Source organism: Streptomyces sp. CB01580, from assembly GCF_001905795.1.
GTDB lineage: Bacteria > Actinomycetota > Actinomycetes > Streptomycetales > Streptomycetaceae > Streptomyces.
Genome location: NZ_LIXJ01000014.1, coordinates 107,195 through 127,814 on the forward strand (window position 1 = coordinate 107,195; position 20,620 = coordinate 127,814).

General features: G+C 70.8%; 19 protein-coding genes. 6 read left to right on the plus strand and 13 right to left on the minus strand.

Features of this window, described 5'->3' with window-relative positions; translation table 11 throughout:
- Positions 1 to 88: 88 nt before the first annotated feature.
- Positions 89 to 1,252, minus strand: a complete 1,164-nt coding sequence (gene mqnE / locus AMK22_RS20920) for an aminofutalosine synthase MqnE (RefSeq protein WP_073787136.1) — start codon at positions 1,250 to 1,252, stop codon at positions 89 to 91.
- Between the two features lie 255 nt (positions 1,253 to 1,507).
- The gene (locus AMK22_RS20925) at positions 1,508 to 1,963 is read right to left on the minus strand and encodes an Lrp/AsnC family transcriptional regulator (RefSeq protein WP_073787137.1); all 456 of its coding nucleotides are present in this window, start codon (positions 1,961 to 1,963) and stop codon (positions 1,508 to 1,510) included.
- A 132-nt stretch (positions 1,964 to 2,095) separates the two neighbouring features.
- On the opposite strand from AMK22_RS20925, the gene AMK22_RS41835 reads away from it, so the two are divergent.
- Entirely contained in the window at positions 2,096 to 2,230 is a 135-nt protein-coding gene (locus tag AMK22_RS41835) for a hypothetical protein (RefSeq protein WP_274535432.1), read from the plus strand.
- A 64-nt stretch (positions 2,231 to 2,294) separates the two neighbouring features.
- Here the strand turns inward: AMK22_RS41835 and AMK22_RS20930 are convergent, their stop codons facing one another.
- Complete coding sequence (locus tag AMK22_RS20930) at positions 2,295 to 2,972, minus strand: UbiX family flavin prenyltransferase (RefSeq protein ID WP_073787139.1); 678 nt, start codon at positions 2,970 to 2,972, stop codon at positions 2,295 to 2,297.
- Between the two features lie 141 nt (positions 2,973 to 3,113).
- Between AMK22_RS20930 and AMK22_RS20935 the strand changes: the two genes are divergently transcribed.
- The gene (locus AMK22_RS20935) at positions 3,114 to 3,779 is read left to right on the plus strand and encodes a rhomboid family intramembrane serine protease (protein WP_073787141.1); all 666 of its coding nucleotides are present in this window, start codon (positions 3,114 to 3,116) and stop codon (positions 3,777 to 3,779) included.
- A gap of 184 nt (positions 3,780 to 3,963) precedes the next feature.
- Here the strand turns inward: AMK22_RS20935 and mqnP are convergent, their stop codons facing one another.
- Both mqnP and AMK22_RS20945 read right to left on the minus strand, forming a co-directional pair.
- Positions 3,964 to 4,884 (minus strand): menaquinone biosynthesis prenyltransferase MqnP, encoded by a 921-nt coding sequence (gene mqnP / locus AMK22_RS20940; RefSeq protein ID WP_073787142.1) that lies wholly within the window; start codon positions 4,882 to 4,884, stop codon positions 3,964 to 3,966.
- Positions 4,881 to 6,338: a menaquinone biosynthesis decarboxylase gene (locus AMK22_RS20945; RefSeq protein ID WP_073787144.1), complete on the minus strand. Its 1,458-nt coding sequence runs from the start codon at positions 6,336 to 6,338 to the stop codon at positions 4,881 to 4,883. The genes mqnP and AMK22_RS20945 overlap by 4 nt, the downstream gene beginning before the upstream one ends.
- Before the next feature lie 176 nt (positions 6,339 to 6,514).
- Between AMK22_RS20945 and AMK22_RS20950 the strand changes: the two genes are divergently transcribed.
- From AMK22_RS20950 to AMK22_RS20960, 3 genes are all read left to right on the plus strand, one after another.
- Complete coding sequence (locus AMK22_RS20950) at positions 6,515 to 6,919, plus strand: PLD nuclease N-terminal domain-containing protein (protein WP_073787146.1); 405 nt, start codon at positions 6,515 to 6,517, stop codon at positions 6,917 to 6,919.
- A 265-nt stretch (positions 6,920 to 7,184) separates the two neighbouring features.
- Positions 7,185 to 9,377: a hypothetical protein gene (locus tag AMK22_RS20955; protein WP_073787148.1), complete on the plus strand. Its 2,193-nt coding sequence runs from the start codon at positions 7,185 to 7,187 to the stop codon at positions 9,375 to 9,377.
- Positions 9,370 to 10,941, plus strand: coding sequence for an ABC transporter substrate-binding protein (locus tag AMK22_RS20960; RefSeq protein WP_073787150.1), 1,572 nt, complete (start codon positions 9,370 to 9,372; stop codon positions 10,939 to 10,941). Before AMK22_RS20955 ends, AMK22_RS20960 begins: the two co-directional genes overlap by 8 nt.
- Before the next feature lie 63 nt (positions 10,942 to 11,004).
- Here AMK22_RS20960 and AMK22_RS20965 read toward each other — a convergent pair whose 3' ends face one another.
- The 8 genes from AMK22_RS20965 to hemL all read right to left on the minus strand — a co-directional run bounded on the left by AMK22_RS20965 (position 11,005) and on the right by hemL (position 19,690).
- Positions 11,005 to 11,529 (minus strand): SRPBCC domain-containing protein, encoded by a 525-nt coding sequence (locus AMK22_RS20965; protein WP_073787152.1) that lies wholly within the window; start codon positions 11,527 to 11,529, stop codon positions 11,005 to 11,007.
- 117 nt (positions 11,530 to 11,646) lie between these two features.
- A complete protein-coding gene (ccsB, locus tag AMK22_RS20970; protein WP_073787154.1) occupies positions 11,647 to 12,753 on the minus strand; it encodes a c-type cytochrome biogenesis protein CcsB in 1,107 nt (368 codons plus the stop codon).
- Positions 12,750 to 14,549, minus strand: coding sequence for a cytochrome c biogenesis protein ResB (resB, locus tag AMK22_RS20975; protein WP_073787156.1), 1,800 nt, complete (start codon positions 14,547 to 14,549; stop codon positions 12,750 to 12,752). Before resB ends, ccsB begins: the two co-directional genes overlap by 4 nt.
- Positions 14,550 to 14,555: 6 nt before the next feature.
- Entirely contained in the window at positions 14,556 to 15,278 is a 723-nt protein-coding gene (locus AMK22_RS20980; protein WP_199883282.1) for a cytochrome c biogenesis CcdA family protein, read from the minus strand.
- 46 nt (positions 15,279 to 15,324) lie between these two features.
- Complete coding sequence (locus AMK22_RS20985) at positions 15,325 to 15,936, minus strand: TlpA family protein disulfide reductase (protein WP_073787160.1); 612 nt, start codon at positions 15,934 to 15,936, stop codon at positions 15,325 to 15,327.
- Positions 15,937 to 16,003: 67 nt separating this feature from the next.
- Positions 16,004 to 17,245, minus strand: a complete 1,242-nt coding sequence (locus AMK22_RS20990) for a hypothetical protein (RefSeq protein WP_073787162.1) — start codon at positions 17,243 to 17,245, stop codon at positions 16,004 to 16,006.
- A 439-nt stretch (positions 17,246 to 17,684) separates the two neighbouring features.
- Positions 17,685 to 18,386: a histidine phosphatase family protein gene (locus AMK22_RS20995; protein ID WP_073787164.1), complete on the minus strand. Its 702-nt coding sequence runs from the start codon at positions 18,384 to 18,386 to the stop codon at positions 17,685 to 17,687.
- Positions 18,383 to 19,690 carry a glutamate-1-semialdehyde 2,1-aminomutase gene (hemL, locus tag AMK22_RS21000; protein WP_073787166.1) on the minus strand — a complete coding sequence of 436 codons (1,308 nt, stop codon included), beginning with the start codon at positions 19,688 to 19,690 and terminating at the stop codon, positions 18,383 to 18,385. Before hemL ends, AMK22_RS20995 begins: the two co-directional genes overlap by 4 nt.
- Positions 19,691 to 19,992: 302 nt before the next feature.
- On the opposite strand from hemL, the gene AMK22_RS21005 reads away from it, so the two are divergent.
- Entirely contained in the window at positions 19,993 to 20,583 is a 591-nt protein-coding gene (locus tag AMK22_RS21005) for a hypothetical protein (protein ID WP_073787168.1), read from the plus strand.
- Positions 20,584 to 20,620: the final 37 nt, after the last annotated feature.

Sequence of the window (20,620 nt, forward strand, 5' to 3'; positions counted from 1 at the left end):
CCCGGTACGCGAGAGAGCCCCGGCCGGTCGGCCGGGGCTCTCCCCTCGCTCATCGGAACCGGTACGCCGGAAGGGGCACCGGGAGCCGTCAGACGCGCATCGGCTGCGGCGACTCGCGCCGCTCGGCGTCCGGGCCCGGGTACTCGCGGAGGATCTCGTACCGGGTGTTGCGCTCGACGGGCCGGAAGCCCGCGTCGCGGATCAGGTCGAGCAGGTCCTCGCGGCTGAGCTTGTTCGGCGTGCCGTAGTTGTCCGCGTCGTGCGTGATCTTGTACTCGACGACCGAGCCGTCCATGTCGTCCGCGCCGTGCTGGAGCGCGAGCTGAGCGGTCTGCACGCCGTGCATCACCCAGAAGACCTTGACGTGCGGGACGTTGTCGAACAGGAGCCGCGAGACCGCGAAGGTCTTCAGCGCCTCGGCACCGGTCGCCATCGTCGTGCGCGCCTGGAGCTTGTTGCGGATCTTGCCGTCCTTCATGTCCACGAAGTCGTGCTGGTAACGCAGCGGGATGAAGACCTGGAAGCCGCCGGTCTCGTCCTGGAGCTCACGCAGCCGCAGCACGTGGTCGACGCGGTGCCGGGGCTCCTCGATGTGCCCGTACAGCATGGTCGCCGGGGTCTTGAGCCCCTTCTCGTGCGCCAGGCGGTGGATGCGCGACCAGTCCTCCCAGTGGGTGTCGTGGTCCACGATGTGCCGGCGGACCTCCCAGTCGAAGATCTCCGCGCCGCCGCCGGTCAGCGACTCCAGACCGGCCTCGATCAGCTCGTCGAGGATCTCGGAGGCGGAGAGCTTGGAGATGGTCTCGAAGTGGTGGATCTCGGTGGCGGTGAACGCCTTGAGGGAGACCTGCGGCAAGGCCTCCTTCAGCGCGCCGAGCGAGCGCGGGTAGTAGCGCCACGGCAGGGTGGGGTGCAGCCCGTTGACGATGTGCAGCTCGGTGAGGTTCTCGCCCTCCATCGCCTTCGCGAGCCGGACCGCCTCCTCGATGCGCATGGTGTACGCGTCCTTCTCGCCCGGCTTGCGCTGGAACGAGCAGTAGGCGCACGAGGCCGTGCACACATTCGTCATGTTCAGGTGCCGGTTGACGTTGAAGTGGACCACGTCACCGTTCTTGCGGGTGCGCACCTCGTGGGCGAGGCCGCCGAGCCAGGCCAGGTCGTCCGACTCGTAGAGGGCGATGCCGTCCTCACGGGTCAGCCGCTCCCCCGCGCGGACCTTCTCCTCCAGTTCGCGCTTGAGCCCGACGTCCATGCGGCTGCCTCCCAGTTGTCGACGTGCTGTGCCTCGTCCCGGCGCCTACCGGGCGAAACCCCCGGCCGGCCGGGGGTTCCACCACGTTACGCCCAGCGCCGCTCACGGCAACGCCCGCCCCGTCTCACCGCCCGGCACACGCACTCGCGGCGTTGACCGAAAGCCCACGCAGCACCGCTACGAGATCTTCCGGCCGCCTTGCGGTCGCGCGCACCGGACGACGCTCCTTCCGGGCAGGGATCGCCGCTCCCGGGACTACACCTCCTCGGGGAGTTCCCCGACCCGGTTCTCCCACTTGGTGGAGAGCACGATCGTGGTACGGGTGCGCGAGACACCCTTCGTGCCGCTGAGCCGGCGGATGGTCCGCTCCAGCCCGTCCACATCACCGACCCGCACCTTGAGCATGTACGAGTCGTCGCCCGCGATGAACCACGCGTCCTCGATCTCCGCGAGGTCCTTCAGCCGGCGCGCCACGTCCTCGTGATCGGCCGCGTCGGAGAGCGAGATGCCGATCAGGGCCGTGACGCCGAGCCCCAGGGCCGCGGCGTCGACGGTGGCGCGGTACCCGGTGATGACCCCGGCGGATTCCAGCCGGTTGATGCGGTCGGTGACGCTGGGCCCGGAGAGCCCCACCAGCCGCCCCAGCTCGGCGTACGAGGCCCTGCCGTTCTCCCTCAGTGCCTGGATGAGCTGCCTGTCCACCGCGTCCATGTGACTGAAACCTTCCATTGTTCAGCAGTATCGCGAGTTTACGTGTAGAATCTAAGGCATGCAGGCTTCATCGCCTGCAAAACTTCTCGTACATCCAAAAAACGCTTTCGAATCTTCAGGAGTGAGAACACCGTGTACTCGATCGAGATGGCCTACGCCCGTATGCGCGAGCTGCAGGACCTGGCCAACCGCTCGCGTGCCCACCAACCCGCCGCCGCGCGTCGCATCGACCGCGCCCGTACCGCGCGCGCCCCGAAGAAGCGCTGACCACGGGCCCGACGGCCCCGTACTCGTACTCGCACCCACACTCGCCGGGCTCCGCGGGCCGGTCCTACACGCCGCGGGAGCCACCACCGAGTTCTCCCTCCCACCGGCGGTACAGGTCGTGCGGCACCCCCGCCGCGTCCAGTACCCGCCCCGCGACGAAGTCCACCAGATCCTGGATGTGCGTCGCCCCCGCGTAGAAGCCCGGAGAGGCGGGCAGCACCACGGCGCCCGCCTCGTCCAGGCTCACCAGGTGCTTCAGCGTCTGCCCGTTCAACGGGGTCTCCCGCACGGCGACGACCAGCTTGCGCCGCTCCTTGAGCGTCACGCTCGCGGCCCGCTGGAGCAGATCCTTCGACAGTCCGAGCGCCACCCCGGCCACGCACGCCGTCGAGGCCGGCACGATGAGCATCCCCTTGGCCGGGTACGACCCCGAGGACGGCCCCGCGCCGAGGTCACCGGCCGCCCAGTGCCGTACCCGCTCGATCTCCGCCCCGCCCACCTCGAAGGTGTGCGGCTTCCCGTCCGCCCCGCGCGCCAGCCAGGTCCGCAGGTCCTCGCGCCAGTGCGCGTCGCGGAACGCGATCCCGGTCTCGTCCAGCAGCGTCAGCCGCGACGCCCGGCTCACCACCAGATCCACGTTCTCGCCCGCGGCCAGCAGACCGCGCAGCACGGCGGCGGCGAAAGGGGTGCCCGAAGCGCCGGAAACCCCCACGATCCAAGGCTGTCGCCGCTGCTGACTCACTGAAATCCCGGATTCCACGCCCCCGAGCCTATCCGGCCCCACGGCACCGGAACCGAGCAAGGGGCGTCGGGCGTTCTGACTGACGGAAGACGGTTGAAGGACGGACCGAATCGGCGACGACACCGGACGCAGGGGACCACGATGACCGCATGGCCGAATCGCAGTGCCGGCCCGGGCCGGGCGCCGACGTGGGGCCGGGCCGACCGGGCGAAGGCCGCGGCCAAGCTGATGCTGGGGTGGGTGGCGTTCCTCTGGGTGCTCGAAGCCGTCGACGTGTCGACGGGCCACGCGCTGGACACGTACGGGATCGAGCCACGCCACCCCGCCGAACTGCTGGACATCGTGCCCGCGGCCTTCATCCACTTCGGCTTCGGCCACGTCGCGTCCAACAGCGTGCCGCTGCTTGTCTTCGGCTTCCTGGCCGCACTGGGCGGCATCCGCCGTTTCGCGGCCGTCGCCGCGCTGATCATCGTGGTGGACGGCCTCGGCGTCTGGCTGGTCTCCCCCGCCCACTCCAACACGGCGGGCGCCTCCGGGCTCGTCTTCGGCCTCTTCGGCTATCTGCTGGTCCGCGGCTTCGTCGACCGCAGACCGCTCGACATCGGGATCGGCCTGTTGATCGGCGCGATATGGGGCTCGTCGATCCTGCTGGGGATATCCCCCACCAACACCTCGGTCAGCTGGCAGGGCCACCTGTTCGGGCTGGCGGCGGGCGTCGTGGCGGCGTTCGTCTTCCGCCGCCGCGCCGGCCGCACCGCCGGTACCGGCCGCGGGGGCGACCCGACGGCCACCCCGTTCCTGCCCTGACCGAGGCCCTGACCGGCGCGTGCCCGCGCGCCCGGCCAGTGGCGCGAGGAGGCTGTGACGCGTGCCGCGGCCCGATCGGGCCGCGGCGACGGGAAGCACGGACGTGCCGGTCCTCGGCACACCGACCGGGGGGACGGCCCGGCGCTCCGTACCCGACCGTGTCCCGACCCGCTCGGCGCCCCGCCTACACCGTCAGGCCGCGCACCACCAGGTCCAGCAGGGCACACACGAACAGCGCTATCCCGATGAAGCCGTTGACGGAGAAGAACGCCCGGTTCAGCCGGGACAGGTCGTGCGGACGCACCACCCGGTGCTCGTACACGAAGGCGACGGCGACGACCGCCATGCCGATCCAGTACAGCACCCCCGCCTCGGTGGCCAGGCCGAACCAGACCAGCAGCACCGTCGTCATCACGTGGGAGACCCGCGCGCCCCACAGCGCCGCCGGGATCCCGAACCGGGCCGGCACCGACCGCACCCCGTGCGCCCGGTCCGCCTGCACGTCCTGGCAGGCGAAGATCAGGTCGAAACCGCCGATCCAGATCCCGACCGCGAGACCGAGGATCAGCGCCTCCCACGACCAGCTTCCGGTCACCGCCAGCCAGGCGCCGACCGGGCCCATGGCCTGCGCGATGCCGAGGATGGCGTGCGGGTAGGTGGTGAACCGCTTGCCGTACGGGTACACCACCATCGGCACGACGGCGACCGGCGCCAACGCCAGGCAGAGCGGGTTCAGCAGGGCGGCGGCGCCCAGGAAGACCACGAGGGCGACGAGCGCCCCCGTCCACGCCGAGCGCACGGACACCGCGCCGGTGACCAGTTCCCGATTCGCGGTGCGCGGATTGCGGGCGTCGATCTCCCGGTCGATGATCCGGTTGCAGGCCATGGCGAACGTCCGCAGCCCCACCATCGCGACGGTGACGAGCAGCAGCTCGACCCAGTGGACCGTCTTGTCGGCCCGGAACATCGCGGTCAGCGCGGCGATGTACGCGAAGGGCAGCGCGAAGACCGAGTGCTCGATCATCACGAGCCGCAGGAACGCCTTGACCCTGCTGTTGTTCGGCCGTACGGGCTCCGAGCCCAGTGCTGCGTCGGCGGCGCTCACAGTCCGTATTCCTTCCACCGGCGGTCGACCTTCGCCGCCGTCCCGGGGTCCGACTCGACCATCTCCGGCCAGCCCCCGTCCCGGGTGTATCCCTCCTCGGGCCACTTCCGGGTCGCGTCGATGCCCGCCTTGCCACCCCAGAACTGCTGGTAGGAGGCATGGTCCAGGTGGTCGACCGGCCCCTCGGTGACGGTCAGGTCGCGCGCGTAGTCCGTGTTGCCCAGCGCCCGCCACGCCACCTCGTGCAGATCGTGGACGTCGCAGTCGGAGTCCACGACCACGATCAGCTTGGTCAGCGACATCATGTGCGCCCCCCAGATGGCGCTCATCACCTTCTGGGCGTGCTTCGGGTACTTCTTGTCGATCGATACGATCGCGCAGTTGTGGAACCCGCCCGCCTCCGGCAGGTGGTAGTCCACGATGTCCGGCACGATGATCTTGAGGAGCGGCAGGAAGAACCGCTCGGTGGCCCGTCCCAGCGGCCCGTCCTCGGTCGGCGGCCGGCCCACCACGATCGACTGGAGCAGCGGACGCCGCCGCATGGTCACGCAGTCGATGGTCAGCGCGGGGAACGGCTCCTGCGGGGTGTAGAAGCCGGTGTGGTCCCCGAACGGCCCCTCGGGCAGCATCTCCCCGGGCTCCAGCCAGCCCTCCAGGACGACCTCCGCCTGTGCCGGGACCTGGAGCGGCACGGTCTTGCAGTCGACCATCTCGATCCGCTTGCCCTGGAGGAACCCGGCGAACAGGTACTCGTCGATGTCCCCCGGCAGCGGGGCGGTGGAGGCGTACGTCACCGCGGGCGGCGCCCCGAACGCGATCGCGACCGGCAGCCGCTCCCCGCGCCGGGCGGCGACCTGGTAGTGGTTGCGGCTGTCCTTGTGGATCTGCCAGTGCATGCCGATGGTGCGCCGGTCGTGCCGCTGGAGCCGGTAGAGGCCCAGGTTCCGGACGCCGCTCTCCGGGTCCTTGGTGTGGGTGAGCCCCAGGTTGAAGAACGAGCCGCCGTCCCCGGGCCAGGTGAAGAGCGCGGGCAACCGGTCCAGGTCCACGTCGTCGCCGGTCAGCACCACTTCCTGGACGGGGGCGCTCTCCGCCTTCACCTTCTTCGGCGGCACGTGCACCATCGAGCCGAGCTTCCCGAACGCCTCGCGCACCCCGACGAAGCCGTGCGGCAGCTCCGGCTTGAGCAGCCCGCCGATCTTGTCGCCGATGTCCGCGTACGACTTCAGCCCGAGCGCCTTGAGCAGCCGCCGGTCGGTCCCGAAGACGTTCATGGCCAGGGGCATCGAGGACCCCTTGACGTTCTCGAAGAGCAGGGCCGGACCGCCCGCCTTGTTCACCCGGTCGACGATCTCGCCGACCTCCAGGTAGGGGTCGACCTCGGCCTTGATGCGCTTGAGGTCGCCCTCGCGCTCCAGCGCCCGGAGCAGGGAACGAAGATCGTCATAAGCCATGCCGTCCAGTTTGTCATCACCGCCGCCGCCCGCCGGGGGTGGCCCGGTCCCGGCGGGCGCACGGCGCCCGGTGCGGGTGCTCGGCTCCACGCCGGGCCGTCGGCGGCACCGGTTACCCTGGGCCCACACCGGGGCGGACAAGCCCCCGCCAACTCTCCTCAGGGGGACCTTCCATCATGTTCCGGGCCTTGATGTATCTCCTGCCTCTGGCTCTGACGATCTACGCGTTCATCGACTGCCTGAACACCCCCGAGGACGAGGCCAAGCATCTGCCGAAGATCGCCTGGATCTTCATCATCCTGCTGTTCTGGATCGTCGGCCCGATCGTGTGGCTGGCGGCGGGCAAGATGCGTCACGCGCCCGCCGGGGGCCGCACGCCGTCCGAATGGCACCGCACCCACCGCACGCAGTGGGTGGCCCCGGACGACAATCCGGAGTTCCTGAAGACGCTGCGCGAGGAGAACAAGAAGGACGAGTCGCTCCTCAAGGACTGGGAGGCGGATCTGCGCCGCCGCGAGGAGGAGCTGAAGCGCCGCGAGAACGAGACCGGGCCCGAGGGTTCGACGCCGCCCGCGTCCTGACCGCGCAGGGACCGCCGCCCGCGGCCCGACCGACCATGACGGCCACCGTGTGCCACCCGGCACGCGGTGGCCGTCGCCGTTCCGCCTGCCAGGGTCCCAGGGCCCATGCCCGGCTGCTTCGCGCGCCGGGCTCCTTCACGTGCCGGTCACTTCGTACACCGGACTCGCCGATCCTTCGAAAATCCTCTCCTCACCCCAACACCCTCCCGATACCCTGTTGTTGACGACGTGACAGATCGGAGTGGGCGACGGCGCTGGGGGTGCTGTGGACAGAGAGCTGTACGGACGTGAGGCGATCCTCGGCGCCGACGGACTCGCCGCGCGCCTGACCGGTCTCGCCCCGATCGGCTCCGCCCGGGTCGCCTACGAGCACCGCGACGATCCGCCGGTCGCCGTGCTCACCGGCGGGCGCGGCATGGGCAAGACGGCCGTGCTGAAGCAGTTGCGCAGGCTGTACCGGGAGGTCACCCCGGTCGCCCTGGTCGACTGCGAGGCGGTCGTGCCGCCCGCGGACCCGGGGCCGGGCTGGACCCCGGTCACCGGTGCGCTGCCGGAGCTCGCCGCCCAGTTGACGGCGCGGGTGCGGGCCGCGCGACCGGTGCCCTTCCCCCGGCTGAGCCTGGGGCTGGTGGCGGTCGCCTCGATCTCCTGGACGCGGGAGGACGAGACGCGGGCGCAGCGGGACCTCCAGGCGCTGGGCCCGGTGCTGGCGACCGTCGACACCCGGGGCGACGCGGCGACGGGCTGGGTGACCAAGGTGCTGACGAAGCTGGCCGCCGGCGCCTTCGACGCGATGGCCCCGCTGGCCGGGCTGGTCGCGGAGGCCACGGTCGAGACGGTGCTGGAGGAGTCGTTCGGCCGGTTCCAGCGGCGCACCGCGGACTGGTACGGGAGCTATCCGCACGCGGGCGGCAACGGCCGGATCGGACTGCGGCAGCTGGCGGTCGACTTCGAACGCGGCGGTGATCTGCGCCGCCGGGCCGAGGACCATCTGGTGCTGGCGCTGGTCACGGATCTGGTCCGGGCGTACGAGGGCCTGGCACGCGGGGCCAGGCGGGGGCGTCCGGTGCTGCTGCTGGACAACGCGCACACGGAGCTGGGCCGCAGGCTGGTTGAACCGCTGCTGCGGCGGCGGGCCGCCGGGGTGCGGGACCGGATCGCCGTGTTCGCCACCTCCCGGACCCATGACCACGAGGGGCTGAGCCATGCGACGCGCAGGCGGCTGCCCGAGGTGGCGCACGGTTCGCACTGGGCGCGAGGTTCGGAGGTGACCTCGGGGATCCTGGCCGTGGAGCTGACGGCGCTGGCCCCGGCGGACGTGCAGACGGCGTTCGACCGGCAGGATCCGGCGGGCCGCGCCCCGGCCGGGCTGGCGCGCGGGGTGCACCGGCTGACGGGCGGGCTCCCGCTGGGCGTGGCGCTGCTGGCGCAGGCGACGGGCGAGGCGCTGGCGCGGGCGGCGGGGACCGGCCCGGGGCGGCCGGACCGGGCCGCGGGGGCGGACCTGGTGCCGGGGGCGCTGCTGGACCACACCGTGGAACTGCGCGAGGACCGGCCCCCGGTGCGGGTGGCGGACGAACTGCTGGCGCGGCTGGTGCCCGGACAGCAGCTCGACATGCTGTGCGTGCTGGCCGCCGCGCACGGCGAGGAGTCGGCGCGGCTGCTGGCCACGGCCCGGCTGCGCGACCGGTCGCTGGAGGGCGACGTGGCGTTGCGGGTGCGCGACGCGCTGCGGGCGCAGGGCTGGCCGGTCGGTCCCGAGTTCTTCGTCGCCGATCCGCTGCTGCGGGCGCTGCTGCTGCACCGGCTGCGCTTCCAGGACGACGACCATCCGTACTACGCGGTGTGGCGCGCGGTGCACGAGACGCTGCGTACGGCCTACGCGCCCGGGGGCCGGCTGCCGAGCGTCCGGCACCGGCTGCACCAGGAGCTGGTGCTGGGCAGGACCAGGGACTGCGTGACGCATCTTCGGGAGCGGTTCGCCGACGCGGAGGTGACGGACTGGCTCGACTCGCTGCGGTTCATCGCCTCGGCGCCGTACCCGCGGGCACCCGGCCGTCCGGGGCCCGACCCGCGGCGGGCGGTGGCTCTCGGCCGGGAGGCGACCGACGCGCTGCCGGACGACGAGACGGGGCTCGGGGAGCTGGGCGAGCGGGCCGTGGAGCTCCAGTTGCGGCTGCGCAGGCTGCTGCACGCGGTGTGGCTGCTGTCCGATCCGCTGGTCCTGCCGGACGAGGAGGTGGTCGAGAAGATGGCGCACGAACTGCGGCAGCTGTCCGGCGTCCATCCGTCGGGCAACAGCGTGCTGTGGGACGCGGCGACGCACTGGCCCCGGGACATCAGGGCCTGGCGGCCGTTGTCCATGCCGCCGGGGGCGCCCGCCGGGTCTTCGGGCGGAGCGGGCGGCACGACGGGCACGAACGGCACGCGACGCGGGGAGGGTGGCTCGGATGCGTAATCCACTGCGGTACCGCCTCTGGTACACGGCGCGGCAGAAGGTCGTCACCTCGGTGGTGGCGGGCGCCCTGGTCGTCACGTCCGGCTGGTACGGCATCGGCCGGCTCACCGCCCCCGAGAACCGCGCCTGCGTGCCGGGCGTCGAGCGTCCGCCGGGCAGCGACGAGTGCGTGGGGGTCTCCGGTGACGGCTACGACTTCGGGCGGCCGAAGCTCACCGAGATCGCCGGGGCCATCGCCCGGGAGAACGCCACGCTGAAGCCCGGCCGGTACGCGACGGTCGCCCTGCTGCTGCCGCTCACGTCGAAGGACGAGGCGATGCAGACGAAGATGCAGCGCGAACTGCAGGGCGCGTTCGCCGCGCAGTACCGGGCCAACCACCTGTCGAACGGCCAGGTGCCCGGGATCCGGCTGGTGCTCGCCAACACCGGGAACAACAACCTGCTGTGGCGGCCGACGGTGGAACGGCTGAAGGCGATGACCGGGGCGCCCGACCACCTGCGCGCGGTGTCGGGGGTGGCGACCAGTAGTACCCAGGTCAGGAACGCGGTCAAGGAGCTGACCACCGCGCACATCGCGGTCGTCGGCACCACGATCACCGCGGACGACATCGCCAACGGTCCGGACGGCGACCCGTTCCCGGGCCTGGCGCGGGTCTCGCCGACCAACCGCGACGAGGCGCGGGCGCTGGCGCACTTCGGGCAGGTGAAGGCCGACAAGGCGCTGCTGGTGCAGGACACCCGGACCGGGGACCACTACACGGACACGCTGCGGGCGGCGTTCACCTCGCTGGTGAAGGGCACCCGTTACGAGCCTCAGCTGTTCACCTCGCGCAGCGACCCGAACGACGAGGGCACCACGGCCAACACGTTCCAGCAGATCACGCACCTGATCTGCGACACGGACGCGGACACGGTGTTCTTCGCCGGACGCCACACCCAGCTGCGGCAGTTCATCAACGCGCTCGGGTCCCGGGGCTGCCAGAGGCGCCCGTTCACGATCCTGACCGGCGACGAGGGCTCGTACCTCGGCAGCGACGAGAAGCTCGACCGGGGCGCGCTGCGCCGCGGGGTGACGGTGCGCTACGCGTCCCTGGCGCATCCGGACACCTGGACGACCACGGAACAGAAGGGAAAAGGGAAGTCGCTCACTGGCGGCTCCCCGGCGGACTACCGGAACTTCCTGGACCTGCTGGCCGCGGTGGCGCGCAGGCCCGTGGGCCCGATCGGGCCGACCGGGCACCAGGACCTGACGGACGGGCAGGTCATCATCGCGTACGACGCGCTGTCGCTGGCGGTGCGCGGCATCCGGCAGGCGACCCCGGAGGGCAAGCTGCTGCCCCGGCCCGCGGACGTGGGCGAGCAGTGGCCGCGGGTGAAGGGATCGTTGCGAGTGCCGGGGGCCGGCGGCTGGATCTGCCTGGACAACCACGGGAACCCGTACAACAAGGCGGTGCCGGTGGTGGAGCTGGCGCCGGAGGACGCCCGTCAGCGGTTCGTGGCGATCGCCTGGCCGGAGGGGACGCCTCCGGGCCCGAGCTGCCTGCCGCCGTCCTCGGGGCCGTGAGCCGCGTACGGCCGTGCGCCGCGTCGGGCCCCGCACGACGCGGACCCGCCGCCCACGCCCGCCTCACGCCCCGGCCGCGTACTCCTCGCGCAGTCCCGCCCAGCGCACCGGCGTCCATCTCGACCAGTCGGCGGGGCAGCCGTCCAGCGCGTCCGTGAGATAGCGGAAGTGGTCGTGCCAGCCGGCGAGGCAGTCCAGGCGCAGCGCGTCGTCGCCCCGGATCTCGTTGGTGAAGCGCAGCAGCACATGGTCGCCGCGCGGCGGTTCCAGATGGAAGCGGACGCGGCCGTGCGGTCCTTCGAGGGTGTATTCGGCGACCCGCTCGACGTCCCAGGCGGTGACGGTGCCCGAGGCGACGGTGGCGCTCCCGTCGGGGCCGGTGTTCAGCCAGCGCAGCGTGATCGCCCCGCCGACGCGTGGTTCGAACGTGTCGGCGGCGGCCAGCCAGCCGGGCAGCCCCTCGGCGCTGGCGACGGCCGTCCACACCTTGGGGACGGGGTGGGGCAGCCGGAGCAGGAAATGCAGGACGTGCAGGTCGCCGTGGGTCTCGCTGGTGCCGTGCTCGATGACGGGGGTCGCATCGGTCATGGTTCCAGCGTGGCCCGCAGGTGCGCGATCCGCACCCGTGCACGAACGAGGACCGGCCCCGCCGTCCCCGTGCGGGGACGACGGGGCCGGTCCTCTGACGGCCGCGCGGGTGCGTCGTCAGACGCCCGCGTAGGAGTGCTTGCCGTTGACGAAGATGTTCACGCCGTAGTAGTTGAACAGCCAGCAGCCGAAGGCGAGGAGTGCCAGGTAGGCGGCCTTGCGGCCCTTCCACCCGGCCGTGGCGCGGGCGTGCAGGTAGCTGGCGTACGCGACCCAGGTGATGAAGGACCAGACCTCCTTGGGGTCCCAGCCCCAGTAGCGGCCCCACGCGTCACCGGCCCAGATGGCGCCCGCGATGATCGTGAACGTCCACAGCGGGAACACCGCGGCGTTGATGCGGTACGAGAACTTGTCGAGCGAACCGGCGGCCGGCAGCCGGGAGAGCACGGACCGGGCGAACGCCCCCGGCTTCCCGCCGGCCGCCAGCTTGGCCTCGTAGCTGTCGCGGAAGAGGTAGAGCAGGGTGGCGACCGCGCCGATGTAGAAGACGGCACCGCAGAGGATGGCGGTGGAGACGTGGATCCACAGCCAGTACGAGTGCAGCGCGGGCACCAGCTGGTCGCTGGCCGTGTAGAGCAGCGTGGTCGCGACGCCGAGGTCCAGCAGGACGGTGGTGACCAGGAGCAGCCCCATCCAGCGGACGTTCTTCCCCAGCGCGAGGAGGACCAGGTACGTGCCGACCGCCACCGTGGAGAAGGTGATGGAGAACTCGTACATGTTGCCCCAGGGGGCGCGCTGCACGGACATCGCGCGGGCGACGACGCCGCCCGCCTGGACGAGGAAGGCGACGATGGTCAGGGAGATCGCGATGCGCCCGTACAGGTCGCCCTTGAACGTGCCGCCGGCCGCGCCGGGCCCGTCCGGGACGTCCCGGGAGCCCGCGGCGGCGCGCGTGACGATCTTCGGGCGGTCGAGCACGGCGGTGCCGCCGCCCTGCTGGGCGACCCGCACCTGCACTGCGGCACCCGCACCCGCACCGGCGCCCTCGGCCCCTGCCTGTGCCCCGGTCAGGGCGGCGGCGGTGCGGCCGACCTTGCTGCGGCTGCCGAACACCCATTCCGCGATGTGCGCGAAGAAGGCCAGGGTGTAGACGGCCATCGACGAATAGATCAGCACATTGCTGGTGTTCGCCAGGCTCTCGTTGGTTGCGGCGGCGAGATTCACTTCCCAGCCCCTTCGGCAGGTTCTTCGGAGGATTCTTCGACGGAGTCGGGGCCCGGCCCGCCGGGCCGCCCCTCGTCCGTGTCCGGGTCGGGCGCGTCGCCGTCGGAACCGGTGGGCGCCGGGTCGGGCGCGGTGGGCGCCCGGTCGTGGAGCGTGAGGGCGAGATCGGCCAGTTCCTCGGAGAGCCTGGCGGACTCGCTGCGGCCGAGGCCGCCCATCTCGACGACGGTGACGCCGTCGGCGCCGCGCACGGCCCGCACCCAGACCCGTCGCCGCTGGATGAACAGCGAGGCGGCGAGCCCGGCGATCGCGGCGGCCGAACCGCCGAGGGCCCAGCCGCTGGCGGGCTGCTCGGAGATCTGGAAGCTGGCCCACTCCTCGACGCCCACGAAGGTGATCGAGGCCGCGCCGTCGGGCAGCTTCATCGTGTCGCCGACCGCGAGGCGCTGCTTGAGGTCGCCGTTCTCGCCGTCCTTGAACGGCTTCATCTTCGTCTTGTCCAGCTGGTACACGTTCTGCGCCAGTCCGGAGTCGGGTCCGAGGTAGCCGTGGTAGGCGTTGAGCGCGAGCACGGGCATGTCCGCGGCCGGGAACTGGGAGAACATCGTGCCCTTGCCGTCACCCGCGAAGGTCGGCACGAAGAACGCCTGGAAGCCCAGCTGGGTCTTCTTGCCGCTCTTGTCCCGGTAGCCGTCCAGCACCTTGATCGCGCCGGTCGAGGTGATGTTGTTGTCGATCGGCAGCAGCGGCACGGCGTTCCGGTAGACCTCCTTGCCGGAGGCGTCCTTGACGGAGACGACCGGCGCGTAGCCGTGCGCGTTCAGATAGACCTTGGTGCCGTCGACGACGAGCGGCTCGTTGACCCTGATGACGGTCTTCCGCGGCTTGCCGTACGCGCCCTTCTCGTACGTCACACGGGCCTCGAAGGTCCGCGCCGTACCCTTCTGCGGGCCGCTGCGCTCGTACGTGCCGACGAAGTCGTCGAGCTTGAAGCTGAACGGGGCGAGCCCGTCGTAGTCGAACAGCGACCCGGACTTGAAGTCGTCGTACTGGGTCAGCGTGTTGGAGAAGCCGTCGCCCTCGACGATCAGCTTGGCGCCCTCGGACTTGAAGAGCTGGCCGTAGCCGAACGCCACCAGCATCACGATCAGGGAGACGTGGAAGAGCAGGTTCCCGGCCTCGCGCAGGTACCCCTTCTCCGCGGCGACCGCGTCCCCCACCACGTGGGCCCGGAAGCGGCGCCCGCGCAGCGTGGCGAGCGCGGCCTCGCGGACCTGCTCGGGCTCGGCCTCGGTGCGCCAGGTGGTGTACGCGGGCAGCCGGGTCAGGCGCTTGGGGGCGCCCGGCGGACGGCTGCGCAGCTGGCCGATGAACTGGCCGGTGCGCGGCACGATGCAGCCGATGAGCGAGATGAACAGCAGGATGTAGATCGCGGAGAACCACACCGAGCTGTAGACGTCGAAGAACTGGAGCTTCTCGTAGATCGGCGTGAGGGTGGTGTGGGCCTCCTTGAAGGCCTGCACCTTCAGCTCGTCAACGCTGTTCTGCGGGATCAGCGAGCCGGGGACGGCACCGAGCGACAGCAGGAAGAGCAGGATCAGCGCGACCCGCATGGAGGTGAGCTGGCGCCAGAACCAGCGGGCCCAGCCGATGACCCCCATGGCCGGCAGAGCTGCCGCGCTCTCCTCCCGGGGCGCGGTGGAGAGCTGGGAGCCGGCCGCGCCGAGTTCGGGGGCGCTCTCGTCGCGCCCCTTCTCCTCGTGCTCGCCGCTCGCGTTGGTCTTGGTCTTGCCCATGGAACCTCAGATCCCCACCGTGAAGCCGTCGGACCAGCCCTGCATCATCTGCATCAGGTCGGCCCACAGACCGGTCAGCAGGAGCAGACCGGTCACGATCATCATCGCGCCGCCGATCCGCATGACCCATGCGTAGTGGCGCTTGACCCAGCCGAACGCACCGAGCGCCTTGCGGAAGGCGACCGCGGCGAGCACGAAGGGCACGCCCAGCCCCAGGCAGTACGCGACGGTCAGGAGCGCCCCGCGTCCGGCGGTGCCCTGCTCCATCGCGAGGATGCTCACCGAGCTGAGCGTGGGCCCGAGACAGGGCGTCCAGCCGATCCCGAAGAGGGCGCCCAGCAAGGGCGCCCCGGCCAGTCCGCTCACCGGCCGTTTGTGGATACGGAACTCGCGCTGGGTCATCCAGGGCATCAGCCCCATGAAGAAGATCCCCATCAGGATCATCAGCACGCCGAGGATCTTGGAGAGGACCTCGCTGTGCTCCTGGAGGGTCTGGCCGAAGAAGCCGAAGAGTGCGCCGCCGGAGACGAACACGGCGGTGAAGCCGAGCACGAACAGCGAGGCGCCCGCGACCATGCGGCCCCGCCTGGCCTGAGCCAGGTCGGTGCCGCTGACGCCGGTGACGTACGAGAGGTAGCCGGGGACCAGGGGCAGGACGCACGGCGAGAAGAACGAGACGAGCCCGCCGAGCACCGCGAGGGGCAGGGCGACGATCAGCGCCCCGCTCATCACGGTCTCGTTCTGTGCCGGAAGCGCGGCGAGGGTGAGCACGGAGTCACTTCTCCGCGATCAGCGGGTCGATCATCTCGTGCAGCTTCTCGGCGTCGAGCGCGACCAGGGAACGGGCGGCGATCCTCCCGTCCCGGTCCAGGACCACGGTCGAGGGGATGGCCTGCGGGTTCAGCGTGCCCTTGGGGAAGCGGAGCATCAGCTTACCGGTCGGGTCGAAGAAGCTCGGGTACGGGACGCCGTAGTCCTTCTCAAAGCTCACCGCGGGACCCTTCTGCGCGTCCCGCGTGTTGATCCCGACGAACTCGACGCCCTTGTCCTTCGTCTCCTTCGCCACCCGGGAGAAGTACTGGGCCTCCAGCCGGCAGGGACCGCACCAGGAGCCCCATACGTTCAGCACGACGACCTTGCCCTTGAAATCGGCGACGTCGAGCTGCTTGCCGTCGAGGGTCTCCCCGTCGAGCTTCGGGGCGGGCTTGCGGTCCCCCTTGTCGACGGTGGAGATCCCGCCGCTGCCCGTGACGAAGTTCGTGCTGCCCCCACCGCCGACCTTTTCGTCGTTCCCGCCGCACGCGGTCAGCGTGAGGGCGAGTGCGACGGTCGCCGCGGGGGCGGCGAGCAGGATGAAGCGGCGTCGAGATGCCCGGCCATAGCTCATGTGAAAAGTTTCGCATGGCGGTTCCGGCGATCTCGGGCACCCCCCTCAGTGCCCGTAACGCCCCTTGTCAGGCTTTTTTAAAGAAGGCGTTCCAGCCGCCTTCGGGCGCCTGTCCGACACCCAGCGTGCGGAGCTTGTCGAGCACGGCCGGGGTCTGTACGTCGAGCCAGTCGACGAACTGCTTGAAGGAGACCAGCCGTACATCCGGCTTGTCGGCGATCTTCTTGATCGTTTCCTCGACCGCGTCCATGTAGATGCCGCCGTTCCACTCCTCGAAGTGGTTTCCGATGTAGAACGGAGCGCGATTCGTCGTGTACGCGCGGTCGAATCCCGCGAGATAGGACCCGGTGGCCTGTTTGCGCCATCCCGGATAACGGGACGGCATCCCCTTGGTCGAATTCTGCGACTGGTTGGCGAGGATGTTGTAGTCCATCGAGAGGACCTCGAAGCTGTGCCCGGGGAAGGGCATGGCCTGCAGCGGCAGGTCCCAGATGCCCTGCCGCTTCTGCGGCCACACCTGCGTCCCGCCGGGGGAACTGGCGTCGTAGCGCCAGCCCATCTTCTTGGCCGTGGGCAGCAGGTTGTCCTGACCGAGCAGACAGGGGGTACGGGCGCCGACCAGTTCCTTGCGGTAGTCGAAGGGCAGCGGATCGAGATCGGTCCAGCCGGTATTGGTGCGCCATTGGGTGACGAAGGAGATCGCCTGGTCGATTTCGCTCTGCCACTGGGCGGGTGTCCAGTTCGCGACCGATCCGGAACCGGCACAGAAATGCCCGTTGAAGTGAGTGCCGATCTCGTGTCCGTCGAACCACGCCTGACGGACGTACTTCATCGTCTCCTTGATGTGGTCATCGGTGAGGTAACCGATGTCGGAGGCGCCGACCGCGTTGTTGGGCGGCCGGTACTTGGACTTCTTCGACTCGGGCAGCAGATAGAGACCGGAGAGGAAGAAGGTCATCGCCGCGTCATGGTTCTTGGCGAGTTCCAGAAAACGCGGGAAGAGCCCGTTGCCGACCTCGCCCGCCCCGTCCCAGGAAAAGATCACGAACTGCGGCGGCGTCTGTCCGGGTTCGAGCGGGACCGGCGCCGGGGGCTGGTGCGGCTGCTTGCCGGTGTCCGCGGTGGAACCATCCCCGATCAGCCGGACGTCCTTCTTCGCGGGACCGGTCCCCCGGCCGCGCCCGTCGGTGCCCTTCCCCTCCGTGGCCCCGGCCTGCTCCGTCCCGGAGGAGCTGCATCCCGCCAGACCGATGGCGGCGGCGGCCCCAAGTCCGGCTCCGAGCAAACCCCTTCGGCTGATCTCGCGCATGCGTTCCCCATCTGCGGTCGTTTTGCCTGAAGTCCATACAAACTGGCGAAGGCTTAGATGGCGGAAACAGCACGGGGGTTCCGCGATTTAGCACAAAGTTCATTGCGGCACCAGAGCCCGAAGGTGATCGAACACACAGTCCAAGAACTGTCCCGTCATCCGTGGCGGATCAGCGCGCGGCGTGGCGTCGGACGTGGTGCGTCGCAGGACGCACGAGCGCCCGCGTACGAAACGGGGCGCAGCGCGTACGGGAGGCGGCAGGGCACCACCGCGGGCGCGGCGCGGGCATCGTCGAACGGGACGGGACGCAGCGCGTACGGGACGGGGCGGAGCACCACGGGAGCGCGGGCATCGTCGAACGGGACGGGGCGGGTACCGGACCCACCGGTCCAGAACCCGCCCCGTCCACGCCGTCCCGAGCCCGCGCCCGGACGCCGGCTCAGGCACCGAACGCCTTCGACCTCCCCTTCACCGGCTTCGCCCCGGCCCGCAGATGCGGCGGCACCAGGTCCCGGGCCGGCTCGCTGTACCCGACCGACACGATCTTGTCGCCCTGGTAGGTGAAGCTGGTCAGCGACGCGAGCGTGCACTGACGCTTGCGCGGGTCGTGCCACAGCCGCCGCCGCTCCACGAAGCTCCGCACGATCCAGATCGGCAGCTGGTGGCTGACGCACACCGCCTCGTGGCCACGCGCCGCGTCCCGGGCGGCGTCCAGGGCGCGCATCATCCGTACGACCTGCTCGATATACGGCTCGCCCCAGGACGGCCGGAACGGGTTCGTCAGGTGCTTCCAGTTGTCCGGCTTGCGCAGTGCCCCGTCGCCGACGCCAAAGGTCTTGCCCTCGAAGACGTTGGCGGCCTCGATGAGCCGCTCGTCGGTGGCGATCTCCAGACCGTGCGACGCGGCGATCGGCGCGGCCGTCTCCTGGGCGCGCTCCAGCGGGGAGGCGACGACGTGGGTGATGTCGCGGCCCTTCAGGTGCCCGGCGACCCGGTCGGCCATCTCCCGGCCCAGCTCGGAGAGGTGGTAGCCGGGGCGGCGCCCGTAGAGCACGCCCTCCGGGTTGTGCACCTCGCCGTGCCGCATCAGGTGGACGACGGTGATGTCCTTGCCGCCCTCGCGGCTCGTGTTCTCGCTCATGCCGTGGCCTCCGATGCCGCGCGGGCGGCGGCGGGCAGGGCGGCGGCGATGCGCTCGACGGCCCGCGTGTCGTGGGCGGTCGAGACGAACCAGGACTCGAAGGCGGACGGCGGCAGGTAGACGCCCTGCGACAGCAGCGAGTGGAAGAAGGCGGTGAAGCGGAAAGCTTCCTGCCGCTTCGCGTCCTCGTAGTTCCGCACCGGCTGGTCGGTGAAGAAGACGGAGAACATGTTGCTCGCGGACTGCACGGTGTGCGCCACGCCCTCCTTGGTCAGCGCGTCGCCGACCAGGCCGCGGATCTCCGCGGAGACCGCGTCCACCTTCGCGTACGCCGCGTCGTCGAGCAGCCGCAGCTGGGCGAGCCCGGCGGCGGTGGCGATCGGGTTCCCGGAGAGGGTGCCCGCCTGGTAGACGGGGCCGGCGGGGGCGAGGTACGCCATCACGTCCGCCCGGCCGCCGAAGGCCGCGGCCGGGAAGCCGCCGCCCATCACCTTGCCGAAGGTCATCAGGTCGGGGCGCACCCCGTCGACCCCGAACCAGCCCGCCTTCGAAGTACGGAACCCGGTCATGACCTCGTCGGAGATGTAGAGGGCGCCGTCGGCGGCGCAGATCTCCTTGAGCCCGGCGTTGAAGCCGTCCACCGGCGGCACGACGCCCATGTTGCCCGGCGACGCCTCGGTGATCACACAGGCGATCTCGCCGGGGTGCGCGGCGAACGCGGCCCGCACGGCGTCCAGGTCGTTGTACGGCAGCACGATCGTGTCGCCCGCCTGCGCGCCGGTCACCCCCGGGGTGTCCGGGAGCCCGAAGGTCGCGACCCCGGAACCGGCGGCGGCGAGCAGCGCGTCGACGTGGCCGTGGTAGCAGCCCGCGAACTTCACCACCTTGGCGCGGCCGGTGAAGCCGCGGGCGAGACGGATCGCGGACATGGTCGCCTCGGTGCCGGAGGACACCAGCCGCACCTGCTCCACGGGCTCGACCCGGGCCACGATCTCCTCGGCGAGCGCGACCTCGCCCTCACCGGGCGTCCCGAACGAGGTGCCGCGTGCGACGGCCTCCTGCACCGCGGCGATCACCTCGGGGTGGGAATGGCCGAGAATCATCGGCCCCCACGAGCACACGAGGTCGACGTACTCACGACCATCGGCATCGGTGAGGTACGGACCGGTACCGGACACCATGAAGCGGGGCGTACCGCCCACGGCCCGGAAGGCCCGCACGGGAGAGTTCACGCCACCGGGCGTCACGAGGGACGCGCGGTCGAAGAGCGTCTGGGAAACGGGGGCTTGATATGAATACGCCACTTTGGTCCTGATCTGCGATTCGAGGGTCGGTGGGCCGGGCCGGAAATCCTGACCGCGGCGAGCGGGGAACGTGTTCTCCTCGTGTGAACGTGTTCTCCTCTTGTGAGGGAAGGGCTCAGCCCCCTCGCGTCTGCGAGACTGGGGCGTGATGGGGGAAGCTCACACAAGCCATGGTGTCAGAGGCGCACACGGTCTTGCGGGACAGGTGTTTCACCGCACGCCCGCGGGGGAGGTCACTGACACGATGATCGGGTTGCACGGCGGGGGCCGTGTCTCCTCAGTAGTAGTCGGGTGGATGAGATATGCATCGCGGTGGCGGAGTGGGCGAAGGGACCGACGGCCTGGGGCCCGAGCCTGCCCGACGGGGTCGGCACCGGCGTGATGGGGAGCGCCGCCGGAGCGCGCGGCCCGGTGGTGCACAGGGCGGCGGGGCCGGGAGCAGGAGTGGTGGCCGGGTGGGGGTGACGTACAAGTACTTCGGCGCCCCGGACGGGGCGACCGCGGCACGCGTGCCCATTTCGATGCGCCCCGAGGAACTCGGCGGCGACGAGCTGGGCATGGGCGGCATGTTCACCAAGATCAAGCCGGAGACGGTGGCGGCGATGGTCCTCACCGGCATCCAGGGCATACCCCTGCACCGGGTCCCCCCGCTGGAACTGGTCGTCCTCCACCCCGACTACGCGGTGGTCAAGCTCCCGATGACGGTCGTCGACCCGCTGCGCGGCGTCGGCGAGGAGTCGGTCGGCGCCGCGGCCTTCATCTGGTCCACGGTCCCCGACCGCGGCGGCCCGCGCGACGCGTTCAACGTCTACCGACTGCTGCACGAGTGGCAGGACTTCAGCCACCGCCTGCACGACGCCGGGCATCAGGCGTACTGCCTGGTGTGGCCCTGACCCGAGGTTTCACGGATTCGAGGCTTCTCGGACCTGT

Excerpts from the sequence above, each read along its gene's own strand:
- mqnE (WP_073787136.1), bottom strand. The coding sequence starts at position 1,252 with ATGGACGTCGGGCTCAAGCGCGAACTGGAGGAGAAGGTCCGCGCGGGG.
- AMK22_RS20925 (WP_073787137.1), bottom strand. The coding sequence starts at position 1,963 with ATGGACGCGGTGGACAGGCAGCTCATCCAGGCACTGAGGGAGAACGGC.
- AMK22_RS20935 (WP_073787141.1), top strand. The coding sequence starts at position 3,114 with ATGACCGCATGGCCGAATCGCAGTGCCGGCCCGGGCCGGGCGCCGACG.
- AMK22_RS20945 (WP_073787144.1), bottom strand. The coding sequence starts at position 6,338 with ATGGCTTATGACGATCTTCGTTCCCTGCTCCGGGCGCTGGAGCGCGAG.
- AMK22_RS20950 (WP_073787146.1), top strand. The coding sequence starts at position 6,515 with ATGTTCCGGGCCTTGATGTATCTCCTGCCTCTGGCTCTGACGATCTAC.
- AMK22_RS20960 (WP_073787150.1), top strand. The coding sequence starts at position 9,370 with ATGCGTAATCCACTGCGGTACCGCCTCTGGTACACGGCGCGGCAGAAG.
- AMK22_RS20965 (WP_073787152.1), bottom strand. The coding sequence starts at position 11,529 with ATGACCGATGCGACCCCCGTCATCGAGCACGGCACCAGCGAGACCCAC.
- resB (WP_073787156.1), bottom strand. The coding sequence starts at position 14,549 with ATGGGCAAGACCAAGACCAACGCGAGCGGCGAGCACGAGGAGAAGGGG.
- AMK22_RS20980 (WP_199883282.1), bottom strand. The coding sequence starts at position 15,278 with ATGAGCGGGGCGCTGATCGTCGCCCTGCCCCTCGCGGTGCTCGGCGGG.
- AMK22_RS20985 (WP_073787160.1), bottom strand. The coding sequence starts at position 15,936 with ATGAGCTATGGCCGGGCATCTCGACGCCGCTTCATCCTGCTCGCCGCC.
- AMK22_RS20990 (WP_073787162.1), bottom strand. The coding sequence starts at position 17,245 with ATGCGCGAGATCAGCCGAAGGGGTTTGCTCGGAGCCGGACTTGGGGCC.
- AMK22_RS20995 (WP_073787164.1), bottom strand. The coding sequence starts at position 18,386 with ATGAGCGAGAACACGAGCCGCGAGGGCGGCAAGGACATCACCGTCGTC.
- AMK22_RS21005 (WP_073787168.1), top strand. The coding sequence starts at position 19,993 with ATGCATCGCGGTGGCGGAGTGGGCGAAGGGACCGACGGCCTGGGGCCC.